This is a genomic window from Pseudidiomarina insulisalsae, assembly GCF_003987065.1.
GTDB lineage: Bacteria > Pseudomonadota > Gammaproteobacteria > Enterobacterales > Alteromonadaceae > Pseudidiomarina > Pseudidiomarina insulisalsae.
The window spans coordinates 198,047-222,961 of sequence record NZ_PIPY01000001.1; the positions used below are offsets into that span (position 1 = coordinate 198,047).

16 protein-coding genes are annotated in these 24,915 nt (G+C 53.5%); 11 read left to right on the forward strand and 5 right to left on the reverse strand.

The window, feature by feature from the left end:
* Positions 1–83: 83 nt before the first annotated feature.
* Genes CWI71_RS00875 through CWI71_RS00905 form a run of 7 tightly spaced genes read left to right on the forward strand, consistent with a single transcriptional unit; the run spans position 84 to position 18,465 of the window.
* Complete coding sequence (locus tag CWI71_RS00875) at positions 84–2,741, forward strand: ATP-binding protein (protein ID WP_126753359.1); 2,658 nt, start codon at positions 84–86, stop codon at positions 2,739–2,741.
* A complete protein-coding gene (locus CWI71_RS00880; RefSeq protein WP_126753360.1) occupies positions 2,738–5,974 on the forward strand; it encodes a poly-gamma-glutamate biosynthesis protein PgsC/CapC in 3,237 nt (1,078 codons plus the stop codon). Before CWI71_RS00875 ends, CWI71_RS00880 begins: the two co-directional genes overlap by 4 nt.
* On the forward strand, positions 5,971–8,409 hold the full coding sequence (locus CWI71_RS00885; RefSeq protein WP_126753361.1) for a hypothetical protein: 2,439 nt from the start codon (positions 5,971–5,973) through the stop codon (positions 8,407–8,409). The genes CWI71_RS00880 and CWI71_RS00885 overlap by 4 nt, the downstream gene beginning before the upstream one ends.
* Positions 8,396–9,277: a hypothetical protein gene (locus CWI71_RS00890; protein ID WP_126753362.1), complete on the forward strand. Its 882-nt coding sequence runs from the start codon at positions 8,396–8,398 to the stop codon at positions 9,275–9,277. The genes CWI71_RS00885 and CWI71_RS00890 overlap by 14 nt, the downstream gene beginning before the upstream one ends.
* Positions 9,274–13,716, forward strand: coding sequence for a TonB-dependent receptor (locus CWI71_RS00895; RefSeq protein WP_126753363.1), 4,443 nt, complete (start codon positions 9,274–9,276; stop codon positions 13,714–13,716). Before CWI71_RS00890 ends, CWI71_RS00895 begins: the two co-directional genes overlap by 4 nt.
* Entirely contained in the window at positions 13,706–17,905 is a 4,200-nt protein-coding gene (locus CWI71_RS00900; RefSeq protein WP_126753364.1) for a hypothetical protein, read from the forward strand. Before CWI71_RS00895 ends, CWI71_RS00900 begins: the two co-directional genes overlap by 11 nt.
* A complete protein-coding gene (locus CWI71_RS00905; RefSeq protein WP_126753365.1) occupies positions 17,902–18,465 on the forward strand; it encodes a 3'-5' exonuclease in 564 nt (187 codons plus the stop codon). The genes CWI71_RS00900 and CWI71_RS00905 overlap by 4 nt, the downstream gene beginning before the upstream one ends.
* On the opposite strand, the gene CWI71_RS00910 is transcribed toward CWI71_RS00905, so the two are convergent.
* Positions 18,452–18,676 (reverse strand): DUF1653 domain-containing protein, encoded by a 225-nt coding sequence (locus CWI71_RS00910; protein WP_126753507.1) that lies wholly within the window; start codon positions 18,674–18,676, stop codon positions 18,452–18,454. The two genes, CWI71_RS00905 and CWI71_RS00910, sit on opposite strands and share 14 nt — an antisense overlap.
* Before the next feature lie 164 nt (positions 18,677–18,840).
* On the opposite strand from CWI71_RS00910, the gene CWI71_RS00915 reads away from it, so the two are divergent.
* The gene (locus CWI71_RS00915; protein WP_126753366.1) at positions 18,841–19,212 is read left to right on the forward strand and encodes a hypothetical protein; all 372 of its coding nucleotides are present in this window, start codon (positions 18,841–18,843) and stop codon (positions 19,210–19,212) included.
* Between the two features lie 27 nt (positions 19,213–19,239).
* Complete coding sequence (gene ppiC, locus CWI71_RS00920) at positions 19,240–19,518, forward strand: peptidylprolyl isomerase PpiC (RefSeq protein WP_126753367.1); 279 nt, start codon at positions 19,240–19,242, stop codon at positions 19,516–19,518.
* Here ppiC and CWI71_RS00925 read toward each other — a convergent pair.
* From CWI71_RS00925 to CWI71_RS00940, 4 genes are all read right to left on the reverse strand, one after another.
* Positions 19,515–20,231 carry a DUF4097 family beta strand repeat-containing protein gene (locus CWI71_RS00925; RefSeq protein ID WP_126753368.1) on the reverse strand — a complete coding sequence of 239 codons (717 nt, stop codon included), beginning with the start codon at positions 20,229–20,231 and terminating at the stop codon, positions 19,515–19,517. The two genes, ppiC and CWI71_RS00925, sit on opposite strands and share 4 nt — an antisense overlap.
* A 62-nt stretch (positions 20,232–20,293) precedes the next feature.
* The gene (locus CWI71_RS00930; RefSeq protein ID WP_126753369.1) at positions 20,294–20,569 is read right to left on the reverse strand and encodes a Txe/YoeB family addiction module toxin; all 276 of its coding nucleotides are present in this window, start codon (positions 20,567–20,569) and stop codon (positions 20,294–20,296) included.
* The gene (locus CWI71_RS00935; protein WP_126753370.1) at positions 20,553–20,822 is read right to left on the reverse strand and encodes a type II toxin-antitoxin system Phd/YefM family antitoxin; all 270 of its coding nucleotides are present in this window, start codon (positions 20,820–20,822) and stop codon (positions 20,553–20,555) included. The genes CWI71_RS00930 and CWI71_RS00935 overlap by 17 nt, the downstream gene beginning before the upstream one ends.
* Before the next feature lie 130 nt (positions 20,823–20,952).
* Positions 20,953–22,797, reverse strand: coding sequence for a DUF885 domain-containing protein (locus CWI71_RS00940; RefSeq protein ID WP_126753371.1), 1,845 nt, complete (start codon positions 22,795–22,797; stop codon positions 20,953–20,955).
* A 165-nt stretch (positions 22,798–22,962) separates the two neighbouring features.
* Between CWI71_RS00940 and CWI71_RS00945 the strand changes: the two genes are divergently transcribed.
* On the forward strand, positions 22,963–24,000 hold the full coding sequence (locus tag CWI71_RS00945) for a sodium:calcium antiporter (protein ID WP_126753372.1): 1,038 nt from the start codon (positions 22,963–22,965) through the stop codon (positions 23,998–24,000).
* Positions 24,001–24,049: 49 nt separating this feature from the next.
* Complete coding sequence (locus CWI71_RS00950; RefSeq protein WP_126753373.1) at positions 24,050–24,907, forward strand: putative RNA methyltransferase; 858 nt, start codon at positions 24,050–24,052, stop codon at positions 24,905–24,907.
* Positions 24,908–24,915: the final 8 nt, after the last annotated feature.

The following is a 24,915-nucleotide window of genomic DNA, read 5'->3' on the forward strand; positions in this document are numbered from 1 at the left end:
TTTTTGTACAAAAAGGGAAATTGCTTATAGACTAAGTTATAGATTCTTATAACTTTCTTAGTTGCTGATTCTGGAGTTCTTACGTGAGAATAAAGGGATTTTTGATTGACCTCTTGATAGGTGTCATTGCCATTGCGGCTATACTCGGGCTCTCAACATCAATGCCCCTGGGTATCTTCAATGCAAAACTAACCGACACTTTTTTGTACGTTTCAAGAGCACCGGATTTTACTCCGCAAACTTTCACTATTAAAAATACCGGCACTGCCGATCTCACCGACAGCGAGATCAACGCCCTGGTAAGGCAACTCAATGCCGCTGGTACACGCGAAATTTTAATTCTGGATAGCTATTTCAAAGGCACGACCCGGGCCTACGATTGGCCTGATAACGTGCATATTACCTCATCGCGCGGTCAGGACTTTCTGAGCGAGTACCCTGACTCACTAAGGTTGTTTGAGCTGGAATCGAGCAACGGCAACTATCGTTCTTTCAGCCTGGAGCAGCGCGATCAGACGGTACTTTCTTTGCTCCCTAAAAACGTCGGCAACGCCGAAAACCAAGGACCTTACGAGCGTTATTTCAACTTTGCTATCCGCCCAAACCTGCTGCCAAATATTACCGCACAGCAAGCACTAGATGGCGATATTATCCGTAGTCTGGTCGCTGATAAAATCGTGTTTATTCAGGTCAGTCCCAGTAAGCGCTATGAGCGCTTTTACGTGGCCGACTCGCTTGATCAGGACTATCTGACGTATGTCGAAATGCAGGCGCTCGCGCTGGAAACAGTCGTCCACGATCTTGATCTAAAAACGATTCCGCTGCCGCTAACCGCTGCGGGTTTGCTCTGTGCTTATTTCGCCGCCTTCTTTTTGCTGCAACTGTTTAACACCAACGGTATTTTGTTGTTTGAAGGCTCCTTGCTGGTTGTTAGCCTGCTGCTGTCTTACCTGCTATTTGTCGGCTTTCAGTTGGTCTTTCCGTTTGGCGAATTTTTCCTGACCCAATTGGCCGCGCTGCTGCAATTTCTAATGAGTGAACGCCGCCGCGAGGCAAAAATTCTGTCTTCGCGCACCGCCAAACTGCAGTCACGGTTGAATCAACGCATGTTGCCAGGCTCGTTTTTACAGACTGAAGACCCCTGGAAGAACCTGCACGTGTTCATTGATCAGCACCTGCATATGCGCCGCTCGATACTGCTCGACAGGGTCGCTGATGATCATCGTCTGGTCGCTATCCATTCGCTGAACTGCACCGTCGATGACATCGAGGAGCGCCGGCGCGACTACCAGCGTACCCCTTACAGCGAGGCCATTCGCAAACAACGTCCGCTGCGTATCGAAAACAAGCACTATTTCAAAGACACCACGGCCGATGAAATTGAGTACATTGTTCCGCTGATGTTCGCGGGCGATGTGCTGGGCTTTTGGGCGCTCACAGTTGAGCCTGAGGAAAGTTGGAACGAAGCGGTGTTTGAGCAGAACCTAATCAGCTTTTCACGCGAGCTTTCTGAGCTGCTCTATCATCGCAGTAAATTTATCGAGTGGAACACCCGTGAAAATCGCTTTTTGCGCAAGGTCGTGAACCTGAATTACGCGGTGAACGAACACCGTCAGCTCGATTCCGCGATTGAGCTGCTGGAGCGTCGCCTCGGGCTCTTACAAAATGTCTTTAGCCGAAACAGCTCGGCGCTGGTGCTTTACAACTTGTTCGGCCAGGTGCTGACCTCAAATCGCAAGATGGACGCCATTGCTAATCAACTTGATTTGAAGTTCTTCACGATGAGCGCGCACGACCTGTTAGTGCACCTTACTGGCGAGAAGTCCGCAAAAATCAAAAAGCTCATGTTGCAGATTACCTTGCACCACCGCACCGTCGAATGGCGCATCTCCAGCCCGAAGCTCGAGTCTGACTACATTCTGCGGGTGCTGCCGATTGAGCGCCAACACGAGCGTGGCGATAAAACGTCACCATTCCTGCTGGCAGGAATTTTATTTGAGTTTGTCGACGTGCATTCAGTGCAGCAAATCGTGGAAGGCAAACGCGAGTTGCACCGCTATTATTTCGACATGCTCGAGGCCGACTTTAAAGCTATTCGCAAAGCGACCAAACAACTAAGCGAAGCGCCAGATCAAAACAAGCTTGAGCATATTGATACCATCCACTCAATTTTGGATAAAACCGCAAAACTAAGCGGCACCGTTGAGCGCATGCTTGACTTGCACGAGCATAGTAATGAAGTTTTCCCGGTGAACCCGGTACATCTAATCAGCACCTCATTGCGTAAGCAAAGTAACGCGATTGAACAAAAAGCGATTGAGCTCAACCTCAACTGGCCGGAAATTCCCGCACTGGCGATGGTCGCAGTAGAACAGCTGAAGCAATTGGTCGACGCTATGCTGATGCTGCTGGTGAAAGATTGTGAAAGCACTGATGGAGAAATCGCGATCAGCATGAACAGCTGTTCTTACGACGATCAGTGCCGCCGCGTCGAAATTCAGTTCAGCAATAAGGGCTATGGGGTACCGCAAGAGCGATTAGACAGCCTGCATCAACTCTCGAATGTGGAATTATTCAGTGAACGTAACGAGCTTTTCACCGTGCTCTACCTAAGCCGTCAGATCACCGACTGGGGCGCCGAGCTAACAGTAGAGACACACCTCGGCGAGGGCTTTCAGCTGACCCTCAGACTGCCTACCTTTGAGGCAGATATCCACGAAAGCGAAAGGCCGGCGCAATGATGGACTGGTTGCCTCTGGAAATCTTCCCGACAGGAGGATTGGCAAGTTCGGTAGTTACGACGGTCTGGATAGGCGTCACTATTGTCGCCTTTTTGAATCTGCGCTTTGGCACGACCTTATCCGGCCTTGTGGTTCCCGGCTACATCGTTCCGCTGCTGTTAGTCAAACCCGGCTCAGCCATCGTTATTATTGTTGAGAGCATTGTCACTTACCTGCTGACACGAGGCATCGCCGATCGCTTCTTAGTCAAGGCCGGCCTAGGTGAGTTTTTTGGGCGCGATCGTTTTTTTATCCTGATCTTGGTCAGCGTGCTGGTTCGGGTCGTTTTTGATGCTTACCTGCTGGTTGCGCTTGATGATTATCTGATGCAGCGCGGCGTCGATTTTGAATTGCGCAGTAGCCTCCACAGTTTTGGTCTGGTCATTATCGCCCTGAGTGCCAATCAGTTCTGGAACAGCGGAATTAAACGCGGACTCGGTACCCTACTGGTTCATCTCGCGTTGACCTACGCTATTATCAGCTATGTACTCATACCGCTGACGAACTTTAATATCAGCACCCTGGGCTACATGTATGAAGATATCGCCAGTAACATCCTGGCCAGCCCGAAAGCCTATATTATTCTTATTACCGCCGCCTTTTTAGCGTCACGCATGAACCTGCGCTACGGCTGGGACTTTAACGGCATTCTCATTCCCAGCCTGCTGGCGTTGCAGTGGTACAATCCGATTAAAATCGTCACCACCTTTGCCGAAGCCTTCGTCATTCTTTTTTGCGCCATCGGCCTGCTCAAACTGCCGTTTGTGCGCAATCAAAATATTGAAGGCGCGCGGCAACTACTGCTGTTCTTTAATATCAGTTTCGTTTACAAGCTGATTCTCGGTTACATCATTATCATCTGGTTCCCGGCGCAGAAGATTACCGATCTGTACGGTTTTGGTTACTTACTTGCCACCTTGCTCGCCATTAAGATGTACCAGAAAGACATTGCGATTAAACTGACCCGTACTACGGTGCAGACCTCGTTTGTTGCCGCCTTAGGCGCCAGTCTGATTGGTTTTGCGCTCACGCTGTATCAGCCGGCACCACTTGCCGACGACCCTGAGTTGGTCCCAACCAGTGAAGTGGTAGTCAGCAAGCAACCATTGGCCCGGGTGATCGAAGCCACCCGTCAGGCCAGCTATGCGTCCGACGCAGTTACCCGCGGTATTACGATTTCACCTTTCACGCTGGAGCAGTTCCGAGACACCATTCTGGCCATTGATGATTTAGGCCCGACGCCCTCACAGCGGCAATTACGCCAAGTCGCCGGACTGGCCAATAACTTTGGTTACGAAGTGCTGTGGGTGGAATCGCGTTACGTGGTACTCCGCGACACCCGTGCCGAACGCGGCTGGGGCTTTTTTGTGTTTGACCTTGCGCACCGCAACGAACTGGCGCTGCAATTCCCGACGGTGATGGATGAAAACATCACGGCGTTGGTCATGTTGCCACTGTTTGAACAGCTCAATGCCCGCTATCTTGCGGTCGCTTCGGCCCGTGCCCAGCGTGCCCGGGATGGTAGCGACCAGTTACTGCTGAACTCACAAACATTATTCCAGGTATTTCACCAGACGCTATCTGCGAATAGCGCCTTACAGGTACGTGAGTACTCACCAAGTCTGGCCCGGCAGCTGCTGGGTGAGCGCAGCGCTAATGAAATGCTGGGACTAAGCGCCGATGCGACCCGCATGTGGGTGAAAGACAGTCCTCCGGCAGCATTGTCGCTAGCCACCCTTGAACAGTTGACCTCAGGTGTCGACGTGGTCTGGGATATTCCCGGCTTTCAAAACCGTCAGCGAGACGTCGCCCGCTATGGCTTTGCCGAACTTTTTCTGACGCAACCCGCCATGCTCTCGATTCTGGCCAACGCCGCGTTACGCGAGCAGGTAGAAACCGTAGCCAATGAACAGCAGATTGCCGGTTATTTGCTGTCTTTTCTCCAAGAAAATAAACGTCTGTTAGCCGCTAAAAACACCGAAAAATATGTCGCGCCACAGCAGTCCGAGCTACTTTACTTCGACCGCGCCGTGCTGGAACCGTTATTCATGGTCATGGATCGCTATGGTGAACCTGACTGGTTCAGCCGCTCGCAGCCCCTCATCAACCAGATTGCCCAGGCTGCAGCGCAACTTGATTACCAGATTATTCTGTACCGGCACATTTCAAGTGGCGCCGAGTACTTTATCCTGCGCGAACAACTGGGTGAACAACGTAACTCATTGCGACACTGGGGCACTTATGTTTTTAAACTCGGTAGCTCCCGTCCATACGTGATAGAAGCACCGTCCCCTATTTTCGAAAGCGGTAGCTTTGAATTCGCCGGCTCGTTGTTCCAGCAGATGGAAGCCGACGCATTGCTCGTCAGTGGTGCGCATCCGATGGCGAACAGTGATGGTTCGGCACGCGTGGTAGCCCGCTCAAACCCACTCACCCTGTTTAATCTGGTGCATCAGGCGGCCTTACGCCATGAAGCCGAACGTGACATCACGGCGGTACAGGTGCGCGGTTTTGCCGGTGACAGCACACAAGGTATCGAAAAGGTCGAGCTGAGTTACTACGAACTCAATAAGCCCTTTGCCGCGCAACAGCCCGAATTCAAAGAGTTACGGCGCTACCTCGAGCTGTTGCTGACCCGCGCTGGCGTTGCCGCCCCCGATGAGGTGATTGAACTTACACCAGCGAGCTACACTGCACAGGCGCGCTTTACGAAGTATATTCCTGCCGCGCAATACGCCGAGATCTGGTTACCGCGGGGACTGCGCGAGAGCTTCCGCACGGTGGCGACCGAATCGGTACTGTTCCAGCAGATGTTGGCGTTAGGTATTGCGACAAAAGAATACGACGTCGCCATGCAATTAAGCCCGTTACCGCTCGTCAGCATGACGCCCAGCATGCTCGTGAACGTCAAACGACTGCTCAACCAGTTTGAGCAATCGCAAAATATTCAGGTGCTGGCGACATTGCAGCAGCGCTACCCGGAGGTGACGCTTGAGCTGTGGCGTGACAACGAGTCGCTGCAAAGTTATCTGGTACTTCGAGGCGCAAATACCGACGTCCTCGCCGTGAAAAATCTGACACCGCTTTCGTCATCAACCATTGAGGTTGATGAGCGTCAGCAAGATATTACCAGCGCAGTACGCGAGTTCGTGCGCGGTCGTGTGCAATGGTTGCACCGGGAGGCACACCCATGAGACTGCTCGGCCGCCTGCTACTATTCATCCTTACGCTCGCCGTTCTTGGTGGTGCCGGTTACGGCCTGATGCAAGTCATCAGCGGCCTCAACGTGCGCGACGTACCACCGTGGGAGGAGAGTTACGAGCAGTCGACGGTTTATATGCTGCAACCCGGTGAAACACTGAACTTTGACGTGCCGAACGATGCCACGCAACTACGTATTTTACATACACCAGTAGGGTTGCCTGCAGCAGAAGGTGAGGCCACGCTTCACTTTAGCGCGCACCCGGACGAGACCCTGTCAGAAACCTACAACGTAGCACTGCGACCTGAGGAAGCGCCGCCGGCCGGTGAGTTGCCACCACGCTTTTTTGATGCGCCCACCGACACGCTGGCAGGCCTGACGCAACTGCATGTCGTGAGTTTCGCCGAGCGCCAACGCTTAAATGAGTTTTCCCTGACCTTACGCCAATCCGCGCAACCACTGGCCATTCGCGTAGCGGTACTGGAGCGGTATAACGAGCAAGCAGTGGCGCGTATCTGGCAGCGCATGAGCGCGGAACAAAAAACCGCGATCTTTGAAGATCATATTTATCCGGTCGAACTGATCCCGGTAGCTGAGCGAAGGGCGCGACTTCAGCAGCGCTGGCAGCCCATTGGTCCGGCATCAGCGTCCGACGGTCGGATCGTCTCGCGCACCTTGTTTGTGAGCGAAGACGCAGAAGCCCTGGAAGAGACCGAAGCAGCTATCGATGAACTTGCCGTGATTGGGCCGCAGCGCTGGTTCACCGTCGATACGCGAGTCCAGCGCACAATAACAGCGATCAGTTGCGCAAGTTTAACCGCTACCGACCCAGTTCAATTGAGCCGTCAGTTAACCCGTCAGTTAACCCTAAGTAGCGTCACCAGCGACGGGCAATTACACGTCGAGCAAGTGCTACTTAACAGCAACACCGAAACCTATACGCTGCCCACAACGCCAAACCTTTACCAAATCGCCGCGAACAAGCGTTGCGAACTAAGTTTTTATGACGCACAGGGCGACATTGTCAGTGCGGACTATAATTACCTGCGTGCCAGCGTGGTTCAGCCAGTACAGACCCTGGAATTTGCGTTGGTCGATGAAGCGCAACAAGTACAGCCACTGCGTCTCGATACCCGCCTGGTCACCAACGCTACGCTGCAGCAGTTAGAGGCTCCGACACTACGCTGGCGGATTGTCGATGCGGACGGAAAACAGTTACTTAGCGGTATGCTCACACCGCAGGCCAGCGTGAACCCACTGCAAGTGAGCGTCGACGCCAGTCTCGAAACCCACGTGCATGAAAAGACGTCGCGCTACATTGTCGCACCGGCGAATGCAGCGCAATTGCAGATCGACTATGCGACACCGCCCACGCCGACCTCCGGGCAGGTCTTAGTCAATGTCTACACCCGACCGGTCGACTTGCCTTACCAGGTGCAGGCCTCCGATGAAAACGAGCCGCAACAACAAAGTATCCCGAAATGGTTTTTATCCTATCCGATACAACAACAAGGTAGCGTACCACCGGCAAGCCGCCTACTGTCCTGGCAACATACCCTGCCACCCAGCACCGCAGTCACCGCAACTGCAACGCAGGAGCACTGGTACAGCATGGAAAGCGTGAACAACGCGCCTTATTTTGAGCTCTTTATGCCAGAGCAGCCAGAAGAACAGCCTGAAGCGTCAGAAGATGCCGCAGAGCAAGGTCCGGCGCAGCTTATCTACGCACCGATCGACAGCAGCGATGGCAGTTATCAGCTGACCACGCCAGAGCATCCGCAGCAGGTACGACCGCAGTTGGTATATCAAAAGGGCACACAGGAACCGGTGCCGGCGACTATCTATTTAAATGGTGAGTTACTCAGTCACGACTGGCTCAATGCCGACACTGGCCGTCTGTTGCTACCGGCGCTGCCGCAAGGCGACTATCAACTCAAGATTGAAACTCCCGCCGTTGTGCGCTGGTACAGCAACTATCAGCCAGCGTCAGCACAGCCAACATATCGGGTGCGTAACGCTTACAAGCTGGAACGGCAGGTGACCTTCAGTGTTGAAAAACGCGCAGACGAAGAGTGGCTGACATTTCATTATTTCCCGGCGATTGGCGCTTCACAGCAAGTCACTCTAACCTTAGAGAAGCAGGAACAGGTAGGTGTGTATGCCGATTATACCGTGGCAAAGCGCACCTTTAACTTGCCTGCGCCAGAGACGGCACCCACCACCGTGTTACTCAATCAAGCTCATGCCCCAATATGGGCACCAACACGTCTGACATTTTTATTGGGTCGGGATCTGGCACCAGGTCGCTATCGGATCACCGTTAGCAGTTCAGCTTCACAGGGCGGCTACATTCAGGCCGGTTATCTGGCGGAAGCACCCACCTATCAAATCGAGATTTATACGGAGGATGGCAATGCGTTATTTTAACCTATCTTGTGTCATCGTATTTTTATTACAGGCCTTACCCGCTCAGGCACAGACAGAGCCTGTGCCCTGGTTCGACACTGTGCCCCGCAGTGATTATTACGAACGCGTCTCTACCTCAAACCAGGCGGCCCTTGAAGCGTCCTTCGTCGCGCTGTTTCGTGGCGGCAATGACGGCCTGAGCGAGTTCTACACGATTGAGCGTCTGCCCTGGCAGGAGCATGAAGTTGTGGTTGCCGCCAGTCACCCCGAATTAGGCTGGGGCGCGTTTGGCTACCGCCCGACGCATCCGGTTTCGGTGTTTTTGCAAACGCCACATCGCTACTTTGATCTGCATACCGCCGTCATTGCTGAAACGGGCTGGACCAACGATTTAGTGCAGCTCTATATGTCCAACTCGATTCATCGCTATGCCGGGCAAAACCAAAAGCCTAAGGTCAACAGCGACATTTCGAATGCACGCCGCAGCCCCTTACTGGCGGCTTCTGAGGCCTGGATCGCCGAGAATCCCGAAGGCGTAATTGTACAGTTGCATGGTTACTCGAAAAGCAAACGCTCAACGGTGGAAGGCCGTAACTCGGACATTATTCTTAGTCACGGCACCACTGAGCAATTTATGCACGAAACGCGCCTGCACGAAATTCAGACCTGCCTGACCGCATTGCTTAACGTTACCGTACTGCGCTACCCCGCTGAAGTGGGTGAGCTTGGCGGCACCCAGAATAATGTTGCGCAGGCCCTGGCGAGTTGGGGTAAGTCCGAACAGTTCGTGCATGTTGAAATGAGCCGCGGCGTACGCGACGCGCTTGCCGGAGATCAACAAACCACGCTTAATGCCCTGCAATGCATGGTGGGGGCGTCACACGAATGATGCGCGTTGTCAGTTGTGTGTTAATGTTGCTCGTTACGCTGATTGCGCCAGCAAGCCTGGCGCAGCCATTTACCCGCATGCTCTGGTATGAGGTAACAAGCGAGAGCAGGCAGGACCTCGACAGCGACACGGCAACTGTCTTTTCCGTGCCGGCCAGTCGGTGGTGGCGGCTACGCGTACAGCATAAAGAACGCGACTCACACCCCGCTACAGCCCCTGAACTTTGGTCATCAGCGGGCGAGGGTGTGCTGATTGGGCACCAGCCCGTTGATGCCCATCATTCCCCTGACTACACTGATTATTTTTATCAGCCCAACACCTTTCAGCCGCGCCGCTTGTGGTTAACCAGCGATGCGACCAGCAACGCGCACGTACGCGTGTTCCACTCCGCCACCGAAGCAATACCGAGCCACACTGATGATGCGCAAATAGTATTTAACGAGGACTACGACAGCGTGACCCTGCGCCGGAACGAGGGCTTTGAGGCCCATGATTATCAGGTGCTTGAGGCAGGCCAGGACTATGTAAAGGCGTTCGCTGAACCTGGCTTGTATCATCTGGAGCTGCGCATTCCCTGGTACGCTCATTATCAGTTACGCGAGGTCGTGGCGCTACGCGCAACCGGCGCTAGCGCTGGTAGCGGACGCGAGCTGCGTTATGCTGCTCAGCTTGACACCGAAAGCACCTATAAGGGTAGTAGTGATGCTACCCCGGAACTGCTGTCACGTGCGCTCTTTGTGCCATTTTATGTGCGCGAAGCCGAGCAGGAGATCCGCGTACAAGTTGACCGCTATGCGTATCTGCGCTGGTTGGCGGTGGATACCACCGAGCAATTTTTGTTTGCGCATAACGCGCCGCGTGAAACTGCGCAAGCACAGTTACGACAAGCCGCTCATGAGCCGTCCGCGCCGGTAACCACCACCTTCTATCGTGCCCTGCCACCGCAGGCGCCGTTGCCGATTACCGCGTTCGTGCCACTGACCGGCGAGCTTAAACACGACGATGCACGCGAAACATTTTTACCGACACCGTCACAACCGACCCGCGAGCCAGAGTACTATTACCAGTTAAGCGCGGGGCAAAGCGCCACCTTCGTGTTGCCACAGCAGACCGAGAATGCGCCGGTACGCCTGGCCTTACAGCATCCCAAAGCCACCGGCGCAGTCGTCGTGCGCTCGGACAGCGGTGAGACGCAGCACGTACGGCTGCAACCTGACGACGCCCTAAATGACAACCTTGACGAACGCTTTAATACTAGCTGGCAGCTCGATAATGGCTCTGTGCTGGCACTACGCTCTGGCAGCGGTCAGGTGCAACGAACCGTAACTGAATTTGAGCTGCCTTTTCATCAGCCGTATCGGCGCCTGACCGTTACCAATGAGGGCACGCATCCCACCTGGGTGCGCTTGTCTTATCGCAATGCACAAGTCGTGGCACCAAGTGAGTACCAGTGGCTGTACCTGAGCGATACCAGTGAAGCGTTGGCGCTACGCCAGGCACTTAGCAGCACCAGCTATGTCAAAGCGCCTGCGCTGGCCGGGCAGAGTGCCTTGCAGTACGAAGTTACGCAGCAGTGGCGACCACGCCTGCAGGCCCGCGCCGCGCAATTTGCCGAGCGCTACGCCAGCGCATACTTCGGTAATGACACGCAGCTTAGCGCCGCTGACTTCGCAAGCATTCGCGACGATCTGATGACAACATTTAACGTGCGATTAACGACGTTGGCCGATGTCTACGAGCATATTATGGCGCTGGGTTACAACTTCACCGCGCGGCAGTTACTGGTCGATTTTGCCGTCAGCGCCAAAGGTGACTTGCAACAACAGGCCGAAGCGCTGTTGCTCGCGCTTTTTACCGGGCACGAGCGTTGGTTTGACGTTGAGGGCTACTGGGCGTGGCGGTTGTATCATCGCGGGGATACTGAAGCTTTGTCGCACATTGCCACGAGCTGGCAATACCAGGGGCGCGAGCGCGAAGCCGCGCAGCTTGCCTACTTGCTTGGCTCTGAAACCCTCGCCACCGACTGGCGCACGCGGCCCGTCACCGGATGGGTCAAGCAACCGCCGCAATTAAGCGGCAATAGTCGTGAAGCACTTATTTACAATCAGGACTTGCAGCAGTACCTGAGCGCTTTTTACCTGCCGGGCAACGAGCCGGTTTCTATGTCGCTGAGCGCGATACCCCTAAACACTACGCAGCAAGAATCAGCGCAGGCGCAGCCTGTTAGGGTGAAAGTGACACTCTACCCTAAGCTGCCTGATACCGAATCTACGACATCAGTCACAGCGGCACAGAAATTATTACAGCAAGCAACGATAACGGTTAACGAGCAACAGTATCCAATGGCCATCCGGCTTGATCGTGCCAGCGAAAGCCTGAGCTGGGCGCAGGATGATGATGCGCTGGTAGGGCTACCACAATCGTTTATCTTTACTCTGGAACCAGCAACTGCGCACCAGCTACAGCTTCAGACGGAAGGCTTTGACGCTGCGGTGGTGGTTGAGACCGTAACCGAGGCCAACGCGACAAGCGTCGCCCCTGCTACCTCGCAACTGACACTGCGTCTGCATGAAATGGCGTTACAACAGCAGTACGCAACGCTTAACGACGCACAACTTAAAAAACTAAAAGCCGATATCCAGCCTCAGCGTATCAGTGACGAGCAGCAGTACCTGATTGATCGCCTGCTCGCCGATTACAGTTGGCAACGGCTCGACACCGTAAGCGCCAGCAACGGCATTGCCTTTTTAGAGTCTGACCGCTGGCAGCCGACCGCCCCCTGGTGGCAACTGCGCCAGGCCCTCATGCTCTCTGAAGTGGCCGCGGGCGAGCGCCGCCTGGCAAACGACGAGACAGCCGAGATTGCCGTTGAGTTAAGCACGCCCAAGCAACTTACTCTGGAGTTGCGTAAAGTGGCAGAACTAACAGCACCGGCAAGTCCGGTGCCGGTACGCATTGCCACACCAGCAGGCGAACACCAGGTGCGTGTGCCGGAGCAAGGCTATCGCCAGACACTTTATCTTGAGGCCGGGCGCCAGTTAGTCAGCTTAAGCTATGCCGCCCCCTCAGAGGCGATGGTGTTGTATCGCCTGCTTGATGAAGATGGTGTTTCGGTGCTGCCGCCAACTTCAGTGAAAACCTTTCGCGCCAGTGCTGAGCAGCCTATAGAATTATTCGTGCCCGGCAATAATCTGCTGCGTATTGACCAATACCAACAGCGCGGCGGCGAAGCAAGTCACCGTTACCAGTGGTTTGCCGAGGACACTTTTTTTAACGTCAGACATGAGCAAGACGAACCCGGAGAGTTCAGCTACTATCGATTCTTCATCTGGCAGCAACAGCCGCAGCGCACCATGACCCCTGCACTTCCGGCAGAATTCACCGGCGTCAGTTCCGCGCCCCCTTCCGCCGCGCCCACCATCTGGCCGGTAGACCCGCAACGTACGGTAAGCGCCGATACTCTCTATGAGCTGGGCGAACAAGAAGACGGTAGCTGGGGCTTCGAGCTTGGCGCCCGCGCCCGCAATAACTTTGACGAGGACATTCGCTCGGCGCGTGAGGAGTTTATTGACGCGCGCTGGAATTACCGCCGCCATCTGCCGGACTGGGACAGTTACTGGCACAGTTCCCTGCAGTGGCGTGATCATAACAGCACGCAGCTGCAAACCCTGGTGAGCCAGAACGAGCTTTACTGGATGCCGAACAAATACTTTGACGCCGAGGCGAATCTGGATCTGTATTACCAGGCCGACGCACCGACCAGCGACGTGGAAGGTGCCTGGGCAGCCTATGCCTCGCTGTCCGGGCGCTGGAAATATTACTGGAACCATCGCACTCGCAACGAGCTTGAGCTAAGTGTCTATGGCCGCGATAGTTCTGAACAAGCCACGCCAGCCACACCTATTGATGATGACATTGTCACGCGCTACAAACTGAACCACCGGTATGGGCTAAGCGTGCGCGATCAATTTAGTTACCACCCCTGGCTCGACACGCGGGTGCATCTGAGCGCGCAGTTGCGCTTCAACGAATTTGACGATGGCCAGTTGCTCGACCAGTGGTCGGTGGAAACCGGCTGGCGTCAGTATTACCAGCCCTGGCGCTTCGGTGTTGACGTCCGTTACCGGCGCTATCTGCAAGATGACCATCGCGTGCGCGGTCTGTCGGCCATGCAGTTAGGCTTTTCTGTCGATTATGAACTCTGGCAAACGCGCGGCAGTCTCTGGCAGTTTAGCTTTGACCTGCGCCACGATATGAACCGCAATAGTACCGGCGCCTACCTGGGAATCAGCTGGAATGCCACCGACGGTCAGGGCTATGACGATTTTGCGCCAAATAACCTGTTGTTCGCGCCCTTACGCCAGCGCCACTCGTTAACCGAAATTGATACCAACGACATTACCATCAACGACCCATGGGAGGCTGCCGGTGACGACTGATTTAGCATCGCCAAAAGCTATGTTACGGTCCGGCATGGACGCGATCTGGCAGAACATTTACGCCAAACAGTTACGCGAATGTGAACGCGGCTATCAGTCCTGGTCGGCAAGCGCCGCAAGACTTGAGGGCAAAGAAGCGGCAAACGTCACCTCCCTGCGCTTGTATCTGTTTTTACAGCATCAGTTGGCAGAGCGCTTCAAAACCATAGAGCAACTGCGCGCGCGGCAGGTCGACTTTAACTACAACTATCATCAGTCCGCTTCCGAGTCTGAGCGTATTGAACATCTGGTATCGGCAGCGAAATACCTGCGCTACCCGACGCGTATTATTCGCAAAATTGCGAAGAACAAACTGGAATGGTTTGACGACGCTGCCATTAGCGAATACTTCGAAAAACAAACCGCCGAACACGAAAAGTTTATTATGTTTCTGATCGGCCGGCTCTGCGAGGTGGCGCACCTGAGCCTGATGCAAATTAATGACGAAGCGCAACTTTTACGCCAGTGGCAGGAAATGGCGCTACCGGAAAGCCTGGAGCAAAGTATCAGCTATCAGGCGCAGGCCAATATTCGCGTCGCTGCCTGTCGCGGATTACGTCGTGTATTGCAGGACATGCCCGTGATGCTGCGTGATCAGGTGCCGAGCACAACGATTCAGTATGTGTTCCGCATCTGTCTGGACAGTGACATGCATATCTGGATGCGCGCCGAAATGATGAACCTGATTGCGGTAACCCAGCCGGCACAATACCTGACTGTATTCAAGCATGTGTTTGATACCGAAGACCACGCTGACATGTTCTTAAAAGGTCGTATGGTCGAGTCAATGCTGCGTTTTGTGCCACTGGACAGCGTCGCGCTACGTTACCTGCTGACGGCGTATCGTGCCGAGTCTTCAGAATATGTACGCCAGCGCTTTGCCGAAGGCACTCAGCACCTCGACAGCGAGGTCGCACTGCGGCTGGGCATTCGTATTTTACGAACCGAACCTTCCAGTAAAGTCAAAGCCCAGTTCTTAATGACATTGCTGAAACATCAGTGGTCGCAGGACGACTTCAACACCCTTATTGAGCGGCTGATTAAACTTCTCAGAAGCAATGCAGACGTATTCTTATTGCGCACCGTGATGCACCTGTTGCCTCAACTATTACAGCGTTTCACACCGCAATTGACGGTCAATGAAAGCGAGCGCGAGCAAATTGATAGCCAGCTGACGCAACTACACCAGCAGCACAGCGATACGCGTGTGCGACGTTGGGCAGCCGAGTGCCGTGAAGCAATTTTCTTTTATAGCAGCCCCGATCGCATTGCCAGCGACACCCAGCAAAAACTGACGCTGCTACCTATGGAAAAGAGTCTGACGCTGAAAGTGTCGGAACAACAGCGCACCGAAGCCTGGTACCGACAAATGGCTTATCTGGCCTCAAGCCGGTTTGGCTTTAATGTGCGCTTGAATGGTAGCAAGGCCAAAGTCTGGGCAGGGTTCCGGTTTCGTCCGCGCCTGTGGCGCATTATTCACGAATGGCGCAAACCCGCCACCGATAAACGGCAGAACCATAACCACATCAAGGGGCGGGTGTATTATGGGCTGCATCAGTTCAACAGTCGTATTGTTGCTGAGCAAAGTATTACCAAAGTACCTGGTGAGCCCATTTACATTAATGAGGAAGCCGGCGAGCGCAACTATCTGCCCTTGGTTGATCAGTTGATCTCCTGTCTTGATCAGGGCTGGCCGACGCAGCCACTGCGCATTTATAGTAGTGAGGGCATCACTGAAGTCACACCTCCGCGCTCATTACTGAAGCGAATGCGAGCGCGCTGGCAGATTCAGTGGCAGTTTGCCCGACTTTCGCGCCTGCGCAACTGGCAGGAAGGCGACAACTTCGCGCCCAACGCCTACCTGAAAAAAGTCAACCAACTGGGCTTTAAGGTGTCCATTCGCGGTTATGCCGATAACAAGGGCCGCCCGTATCCCATCGAGCCTCGCGTTCAGCGCTTTTTCCCGTCCGTGGCACTGCCGTTTAGCGTACCGTCACTGAATGACGTTTATAACTATTTTTATTCGGTGTACCAAAACACTATCACTCAGTTGCTGGCGTTTACCTCAGTGGTATTTGTTGGCTTTTTCGCCAACCACGTGCGCCAGTTGGTGGAACTACGCCGCAGCCGCAAAAAGCTTCCGCTGGTCATCGGCGGCTGGGGCACACGTGGCAAGTCAGGCACCGAGCGCTTAAAAGCCGCGGTTTTTAATGAGCTTGGCTTAAGCGTGCTGTCAAAAACCACCGGTTGTGAGGCAATGTTCCTGCTTGGCAATGCCAACCGGCCGATGAAAGAGCTGTTTTTGTTTCGCCCTTATGACAAGGCTACCATCTGGGAGCAGGTGTTTTTAACGAAATTTGGCGCCAAGCTCGGTGTCGACGTGTTCCTGTGGGAGTGCATGGGCCTGACCCCGCGCTACATCGAAATTCTGCAAAGCCAGTGGATGCGCGATGATATCTCGACCATTACCAACTGCTATCCGGACCATGAAGATATTCAGGGCCCTGCGGGTATTGAGATCCCGATCGTCATGCAAAACTTTATTGCCAAAAAAGGCGACGTTTACACCACTGAGGAGTCAATGTTACCGGTGCTGCAGGACGAAGCGCATCGCAAGCAGGCTTCACTGACCGCGGTCAACTGGCTGCAGTCCGGTTTAATCACCCAGGACGTTCTCGCGCGTTTCCCTTACGCGGAACACCCGAACAATATCGCGCTGGTACGTACTATGTCCGAGCGTTTGGGCGTGCGTAATGACGTTGCGGTAAAAGCCATGGCCGACAATGTGATTGCTGATTTGGGCGTATTGAAGATCTATCCGGTGGCGCAGGTGCAGGGGCGCCATATTGAGTTCGTAAATGGCATGTCGGCCAATGAGCGCTTAGGCGCACTGGGAAACTGGCAACGCACCGGCTTTGATCAACATAACCTTGAAGCCAGCCCGGAAGTCTTTACCGGTATTGTGGTGAATAACCGTGCCGATCGGGTGGCGCGCTCGCAGGTATTCGCTGAAATGCTGGTCAGCGATATTCAAGCCGACCGCTACTTCTTTATCGGTAATAACCTCGACGGCTTACAGACCTACATTACCGATGCCTGGCAGAATTTCGCCGAACAATTCAAAGAAGGCCAGCAAGAGGGTGACCTGAAAGATAAGCTGCAGAACTTATGCAAACGCTTTCGCATTACCACCCAAGCGGCGCATATCAAGCAGCGCCTGGGCGCTGCCTTGCAAGGTGTTGCCGTGCCCGGTGAGCAAGTCGACGCCATCGTAGAAAAGGTCATTACGGCAACCAACGAAGCACAGATAACAGAAGCTCTGGCCGAACTTAAACAATCGTCAGAAAGTGCGAGCTACGCGAGCGAGCAAGTGAATTCGATCGAGCGCATGGCGCTGCAGATGCAGCAGGAATACAGCTATTGGCAGGAACATGTCGAGCGCGCGCGAGGCGACCTGCATGACCATACAGAGCAGTTGCTGGCATGGGTGTTCGAGTGTTTTAAACAGCGCTGGGTAGTGGTTGAGAACTACTACTCCACCGGTAACGAGACCGTGCAGACACTGGTGGACACTACCCCTGCGGGACTGATGACCCGCATTATTGGCGTGCAGAATATTAAAGGCACCGGGCTCGATTTTGTTTACCGCTGGCAGGCCTGGGACAAGGTTTACAGCCATGCCATGACCTTACGTGAGTCGCGCAACCTGAACGACATTCAGACCGCCGCCCGGGTGCTGGCGACCTGGCAGGAATATGGTGTACTTGATGTCGAGATGGTCAGCGAGACTGTCACGTTGGCGCGTTCACGGCAGGTTTGTCAGCAAGAAAGTGTGCAAGCTGACCTGACCATTATTGAACAACAGTTGAAACGCCAGTTAGAAGAAGCAGGTAAGGCCATGGAGCAAGGCTCATTAAACTCAGGTTGGCGGTATAAAGTGATTAGCTTCGTCGAAGCCCTGCTCGACTCTGGAAACGCGGTGAAACGCCGTAAAAAATCGAACCAAATTTATCAGGCCATGCTGGATAACGTAATCAGTATGGAGCGCGCCACCTACGAACTTGCCGAACTGAATAAAGCACAAAAAGGCGACTGGCTGGTGCGTATGCTCAAACGGCGCTTTGCCGATCGCAAAGGAGGTCAACGATGAACCAACAACTCATCTTGGTGGTCGATCTTGAGGCGACCTGCTGGGAGGGCAATGTCGAAGGGCTGGATCGCAAGCAGACCGTTGATGACATGGAAATTATTGAGTTTGGCTGTGTGGTGGCAACGTTCGACGGTACCGCTGTGGCGGAAAAATCACTGTTCGTGCAGCCGCAAGTACATCCGCAACTGAGTGACTTTTGCCAAGAGCTCACCAGTATCCGCCAGAGCGATGTGGATAAGGCGCCGCGTTACCCACAAGCTGTGACCGAACTCAACTCTTGGCTCAAGAATTTCGAGCTACAGCTCTGGGGCTCCTGGGGTGATTACGACCGTCGGCAGATTAAAGCAGAGCAAGAACGTCACAAGCTCGCGCCCGAGTTTTGTGCATTACCGCACGTGAACCTGAAAAAGCAGTGGCGCAAAGACCGGGTAGGCTCACGCAAATCCGGCCTGATGAGTGCCCTGCAGTATCATGATTTAGAATTTCAGGGCAGCTATCACCGCGGCATTGACGATGCGCTAAATATCGCGCGTCTGCTGCCGTTTATTAATTTGACCTGACAAAAGCAAAACGCGGCACATGTTCGCCCTCGACTTCGACGCTTTCGACAAACATCGGATAGGGCCGCACCCAAAGTTTACGCTCACCATATAGCGGGCGATACAACACCAGCAGCTCTTCGGTTTCCGAATGCAACACCGTATCGATAACTTCGTACTCCGGGCCTTTGTAATGGCGATAAATACCAGGTTTAAGGTTATTTGCTGACATCATTAAATCTCATGGCTAACTCAACTAACTGTAAATGATATTGGTTTCGAAAACGATTATAGTGTCAGTAGTGACGCACGAATAACAAAACTTAGTGAGAAATAAAAATGCGATGTTCTACCGTTAGCCTTGGCTTGGTTTGCTTGCTCGTGTCGCAGGTTTGTTTGGCAGATGCAGGAATTTGTCTCAGTGACCAAGATAAGCGCGTCACCTCAAAAAAAGTTCAAGTGCCATATTCATATAAGTACCAGCAAGAGGGTTATCAGTACCTTCTTGAAATCGATAATGAGTTCGGCGGTCTGTCATTTTCCTCAGCTTCACTTGTTGTTGGAGAACTCAGCGACCCCGAGTTTTTTGTATCTGTTAATTTGACAGCCGACGGCCAAAGAAATGGAAGTGTTGGCACGGTGATCATTTCAAAAACATTACTTAAGGACGCGAAACTCATCGCCGAATACGGTAACTTTTGTGGCGGTAGCGGCTGGGAAGTGATTTACCCGATTAGCGAAGAACCGACAAGTCCTTTTAATTCATAACGATTTATTACAGGTAAGAACTACTTTATGGCGCGCGCACACGCTTTACATATTCTGGTAAAAACTGAGGCTGAAGCAGCAGATTTAAAAAAGCAGCTGGCCGCTGGCAAGAAGTTTGGTGACCTGGCACGTAAGCACTCACTATGCCCGTCTGGCAAGAAGGGTGGTGACTTAGGTGAGTTTAGACGAGGACAAATGGTGCCGGCCTTCGACAAAGTCGTATTTGGCAAGCGCACGCTGGAAGTGCATGGGCCGGTTAAAACCAAATTCGGCTGGCACCTGATTAAGGTGTTATCGCGCAGTTAATGGGCGTCACCCACATTCCGCGTACTCACCCCACCCGAGCCATCGTCGATAATGTTCAGGCCACCCACGGTGTCGACGGTCACGCTGCCGGAACCATCATCAATAGTAACCATGCCACTGACTTGCTCAATGGTCAGTGAGCCCGAACCGTCATCGACGTTCACGTTACCCTGTACATCGCGCACACTCAGGCTACCGGAACCGTCGTCAATCTGCAGGTTGCCGACAATATCAAAAACGTTCATTGAGCCTGAACCGTCTTCAATTTCCACGTCAGCATGAATATCACGAATAGTCATTGACCCTGAGCCATCGTGCACGTCAAGCATCATGCTCTGTGGCATTCGTACCGTCAGGTTGATATAGGGGCTACTGTCTGAGTAATTCCAGTTTGCGAAGTCAGCCCGCAGCATCGCCTCGTCACCATGTTGTTCAAGGGAAAGCTCAATATCTTCGGCGTCGTGATAATAAATATCAGCGATCACCTCAATGTCGGTACGTCCAGCCTCACCGATAATTTCCAGGCTACCGGCACTGGTGTCCGCTTCCAACTCAGTGATACCTGCGCCACTTAAACTAAGTGTGCGCTGCTCGTAATTCAGGTCGTCATCATTCCAGAAGCTGCCTTTTGGACTACCATTGGCATAGACAACGCAGCCACTTAGCAGGCTGGCTGAGGTGACGGCCAGAACCGCAAATAAACTCGTTTTCATTAGTTGTTCTCCTTTTTTTCCTAAGTTAGGACGCAAGCAACCCGGCAAAGGTTTAGATGAAATTACTTCTCGTAATGATAACGGCATTGAAGAATCGTCAGGTGCCCGTCTTCATAGTGATACACCAGCCGGTGTTCGCGATCGATGCGGCGGGACCAGAAACCAGACAAGCTACCTTTTAGCGGCTCTGGCTTGCCCAAGCCACTGAATGGTGTTCGCATGCACTCTCTGATGAGCTTATTAATCGCCTTGCGCTGTTTCGGCTGTTTGTCCCATGAAAGGTAATCATCCCATGCATGAGGCGTCCAACTGAGTACACAGTTAGTCTTTTGACTCATCGATAAGGCCCCTCTGCGTGGCCTTACCTTGCTTAAACTGCTCAATTGACTCGGCCAAACGCGAGGCATTCGCCGGTGAGCTAAGCAAGTGGATGGTCTCTTCCATGCTGGTGTAGTCTTCCAATGACAACATGACCACAGGCCGGCCACGCTGACTGGTGATCACGGTAGGAATATGATCTTCGGCGACTGATTCCATATAGCCTTTCAGCGACGCGCGCGCCTCACTGTAGGTAATCACTTTAACGGTCATGAGTTCCTCAATGCATGCTCACATGCGGCTGCCCTAAACAAAAACATTGTACAGCACTTTGTACAATTAGTACAAAAAAAGCCGCAGCGTTTTTACGGCTGCGGCTTCATAGGTTGGTAGTTGTCGTCGATTACGCTTTATTCGCGGCGATATAATCGTTAACGAACTGCTCAAGCACGTTCAACGGTACCGGACCGCTGGCGAGTACCACATCGTGGAACTCACGAATATCGAACGCATCACCTAACTCAGCGCGGGCTTTTTCACGCAACTCGACAATTTTGATCATGCCGATTTTGTAAGCCGTTGCCTGGCTTGGCATTACGATGTGACGCTCGACCATTTTCACCGCGTCGGCACGGGCGTTTGGCGTGTTCGAGACGTAGTATTCGATGCCCTCTTCACGGGTCCACTTCTTATCGTGAATACCGGTGTCGACCACCAGACGGCAGGCGCGCCACAGCTCCATGGCTAAGCGACCAAAGTCCGAGTACGGGTCCTGATACAGGCCAATCTCTTTTGGCACCATTTCGCTGTACAGCCCCCAACCTTCTGAGTAGGCGGTGTAACGGCCAAAGCGACGGAACTTCGGAATACCTTCCAGTTCCTGCTGAATGGCAATTTGCATATGGTGACCCGGAATACCTTCGTGGTACGCCAGGGCTTCCATCTGATAGCTCGGCATAGAGGCCATGTCGTACAAGTTGGCGTAGTAAGTACCTGGACGCGTACCGTCCATGGATGGCTGCTGATAGAAGGCCTTACCGGCTGATTTTTCACGGAACGGCTCAACCGCTTTCACGATAAGATCCGCTTTGGGCTTGGTCAGGAACAGCTCGTCCAGACGACCACGCATGTTATCGATAATGGCGGTGGCTTCGTCCATGTAACGCTTACGACCTTCAGCGGTGTCAGGGTAGATGAAGTCTTCGTTATTGCGCATGTGCACGAAGAACTCTGACAACGTACCTTCAAAGCCGACTTCTTCCATAATGCCGCGCATTTCGTCATGAATACGGGCGACCTCATCCAGGCCAATCTGATGAATCTCTTCAGCGGTCAGATCAGTGGTGGTGGTACGCTGTAGCGCATTATTGTAAAACGCTTCACCCTCAGGGAATTTCCAGGCACCGTCTTTGGTGGTTGCCTGCGTTTCGATTTCTTTCACCACGCTAATCAGGTTCTCGTAAGCTGGCTTCACCGACTGCAGCAAGGCCTGCTCGGCCTGTGCCATCAGCTCGTTGTACTGACTCTCTTCAAGGTCGAGCGCTGCGACCTTTTTCTCAAAGTCGGCAAGCAGCGTGCTTGGCTCACCATCGTCAAATGGCGCGCCAGAGATAATATTCTGGCTGTCAGCAATCACATATGGATAGACAAACTTCGGCGCAAGAATGCCTTTTTCGGCACGCAGACGCAGATTCTCACCGAGCTGCTCAAACAGTGCCGGCAGGCCGTTTAAACGGGCGATATAAGCTTCAGCGTCAACCACTTCACCGATATTGTGCTGATTGATCAAAAGTGCGGCGACGCTTGAGTGCATACCGAACATCTGGTTGACCGGGTAGTTATGATGACGCCATTTGAAGTCAGCAATGTCTTGTTCCAATTGCTGCTTCATCAACATCCAGCTGATGCGGGTTTGTTGATCAAGCTGTGATTCGTCAATCGCCATCACGCGCTCAAGCTGGTTCTTATGCAGCGCCAGCTCTTCCTGCGCATTTTCTTCTGAAATGTCATCCCACTTGTCCTGGTCTTTCTTAATACCCAGGTACGACTGGAACATTGGGCTGCGCATCACATTTTCCATGAAAATGTCTTCAAACAGCTGGTTCGCTTTTGCTGACTCGCTTTGCTGCGTAACCTCAGCCTGCGTAGTCTGCGTTTCAACCGTGTTACTGGTGGTTGGCGCTTCTGAACATGCGCTGGTCATAAGCACCAGCGACACCGCCAGCGCAATACGTTTGTATTCAAACATTGGGGGTACTCCTATAGATAGTTCTCCCTTTCTTACCTGTTACGCCGACAAAATTCAATGACCACGCGACCGATGCGCAGTTGGATCAGGTGGGATGCAGGGTTTTGCTGCCGTAATTCGAGTAGCTATACTCAAGTCATCATCAATGAATAAGGGAGAACAGGGTTGTTACTGACCCCGGAGAACTGGACGTTACTGCATGGCATTGTGGTTTTTGCGGGTCTCGCTCTTATTATTGCCGTGGCCGGCACACGCATTACGCGGGTGGTGGATCAGCTTGCCGACCGTACCGGCATTGGCGAGGCCACTGCAGGTGCGGTGCTGCTGGGTTTTACCACCTCCATTGGTGGTTCGGTGTTGTCAGTGACAGCGGCGGCTAACGGCCATGCTGAACTCGCCATGAGTAATGCTCTGGGTGGCATTGCGGTGCAGACCTTTTTCCTGGCAGTGGCCGATATCACCTACCGACGCGCCAATCTTGAGCATGCTGCGGCCTCTGAAGCCAACATGATGCAAAACGCTTTGTTGATGACGTTGTTGGCACTTATCTTAATGGCCCCCCTACTACCTAATGTCACACTGTGGGGTGTGCACCCCGTCACGCCGGTCCTATTTGTCTCTTATATTATTGGCATCCATCTGGTGCAACGTGCGCACTACGCGCCCATGTGGACTCCCACCGACACCAGCGAGACCCGCAAAGACGAACCCGATGACGTCAATCTGATGCCCTCGATGAGCCGGCTTTGGCTGGCGTTTTTGCTGCTGTTTATTGTTTTAGGTCTGGCGGGCTACTTTTTAGAAACGGCCGCCACGGTCATTGCAGCGCGCACCGGCGTCACGCAAACCATGGTTGGTGTGTTGCTTACGGCTATCAGTACCTCAATTCCTGAGCTGGTGACCTCGGTTGCCGCAGTACGGCGCGGGGCACTGACGCTGGCGGTCGGCGGAATTATAGGCGGCAATGCGTTTGATACCTTGTTCACTGCGGGCGCTGATCTTGCCTACCGTGACGGCTCGATTTACCACGCCATGAGCGAGGAAACGGTGTTTTGGGTCAGCCTGACCTTACTGATGGCCGCCGTATTGATGATGGGACTGATTCGTCGCGAGCGCCAGGGGCCCGCGCGCATTGGTATGGAAAGCTTGCTGATTATTCTGCTGTATTTAGGTGGCGTGGCGCTGTTGCTGGCACCGCTTTAAATTTTGAGGCCGCTGTGACCTTTGCCTGAAACTGCCTTACAATACCCTCATGACGACACCGACACCCGAGACTCCATTGCTACGTCCGTTCACACAGCTCTGCTGTCCGCTCGATGGCCAGCCACTGACATTGGCCGATAAAACCTGGCGCTGCAGCAATGGCCATAGCTTTGATGTGGCCAAGCAAGGTTATGTGAACCTGCTCCCGGTACAAAATAAGCGCTCAAAAGACCCCGGCGACAGCAAAGCCATGGTTCAGGCGCGCGCCGACTTTCTGGCAAGCGGGTTTTACCAGCCGTTGGCGGTGCAACTGGCTGAGCTTGTTTTGCGCGGCAAGCCACGAACGCTGTTAGATGCAGGCTGTGGTGAGGGCTATTACCTGCGCCATCTGATGGCTGCCGCCGAGCGCGCTGGTCAGGAGCTTGAGGTCGCTGCATTAGATATCTCGAAATGGGCAGTACTGGCGGCAGCGAAACAAGAGAAACGTGCGACCTGGATGGCCGCTTCCAACAGCCAGATGCCAATTGCAGCGCAAAGCATTGATGCGCTGTTATGTGTGTTTGGCTTTCCTGCCAGTAGCGAGTTTCAGCGCGTGTTAAAGCCAGGCGCCCGGCTGATCATGGTCGACCCTGCGTCAGAGCATCTGAGCGAACTAAAGCAAATTATTTACACCGAGGTGAAAGCCAAACCCTACCAGTTACCGGTGCCGGCCGATGCCTGGGAGCTGGCTTCCGAGCAGCGCGTAACATTTTCCGTTCAGTTGCCTTCGAACCAGGCCATTTGCGAACTGCTGACCATGACCCCGCACCTGTATCGCGCCAGCAGCGAGGGCCGTGCGCGTGCCGAGGCCTTGCAAGAGCTGAGCGTGACTGTTGATGTGTGGTTGCGGGAGTTTACGGCACGCTGAGCACGCCA

Excerpts from the sequence above, each read along its gene's own strand:
- CWI71_RS00880 (WP_126753360.1), top strand. The coding sequence starts at position 2,738 with ATGATGGACTGGTTGCCTCTGGAAATCTTCCCGACAGGAGGATTGGCA.
- CWI71_RS00885 (WP_126753361.1), top strand. The coding sequence starts at position 5,971 with ATGAGACTGCTCGGCCGCCTGCTACTATTCATCCTTACGCTCGCCGTT.
- CWI71_RS00890 (WP_126753362.1), top strand. The coding sequence starts at position 8,396 with ATGCGTTATTTTAACCTATCTTGTGTCATCGTATTTTTATTACAGGCC.
- CWI71_RS00895 (WP_126753363.1), top strand. The coding sequence starts at position 9,274 with ATGATGCGCGTTGTCAGTTGTGTGTTAATGTTGCTCGTTACGCTGATT.
- CWI71_RS00905 (WP_126753365.1), top strand. The coding sequence starts at position 17,902 with ATGAACCAACAACTCATCTTGGTGGTCGATCTTGAGGCGACCTGCTGG.
- CWI71_RS00910 (WP_126753507.1), bottom strand. The coding sequence starts at position 18,676 with ATGTCAGCAAATAACCTTAAACCTGGTATTTATCGCCATTACAAAGGC.
- ppiC (WP_126753367.1), top strand. The coding sequence starts at position 19,240 with ATGGCGCGCGCACACGCTTTACATATTCTGGTAAAAACTGAGGCTGAA.
- CWI71_RS00925 (WP_126753368.1), bottom strand. The coding sequence starts at position 20,231 with ATGAAAACGAGTTTATTTGCGGTTCTGGCCGTCACCTCAGCCAGCCTG.
- CWI71_RS00930 (WP_126753369.1), bottom strand. The coding sequence starts at position 20,569 with ATGAGTCAAAAGACTAACTGTGTACTCAGTTGGACGCCTCATGCATGG.
- CWI71_RS00935 (WP_126753370.1), bottom strand. The coding sequence starts at position 20,822 with ATGACCGTTAAAGTGATTACCTACAGTGAGGCGCGCGCGTCGCTGAAA.
- CWI71_RS00940 (WP_126753371.1), bottom strand. The coding sequence starts at position 22,797 with ATGTTTGAATACAAACGTATTGCGCTGGCGGTGTCGCTGGTGCTTATG.
- CWI71_RS00950 (WP_126753373.1), top strand. The coding sequence starts at position 24,050 with ATGACGACACCGACACCCGAGACTCCATTGCTACGTCCGTTCACACAG.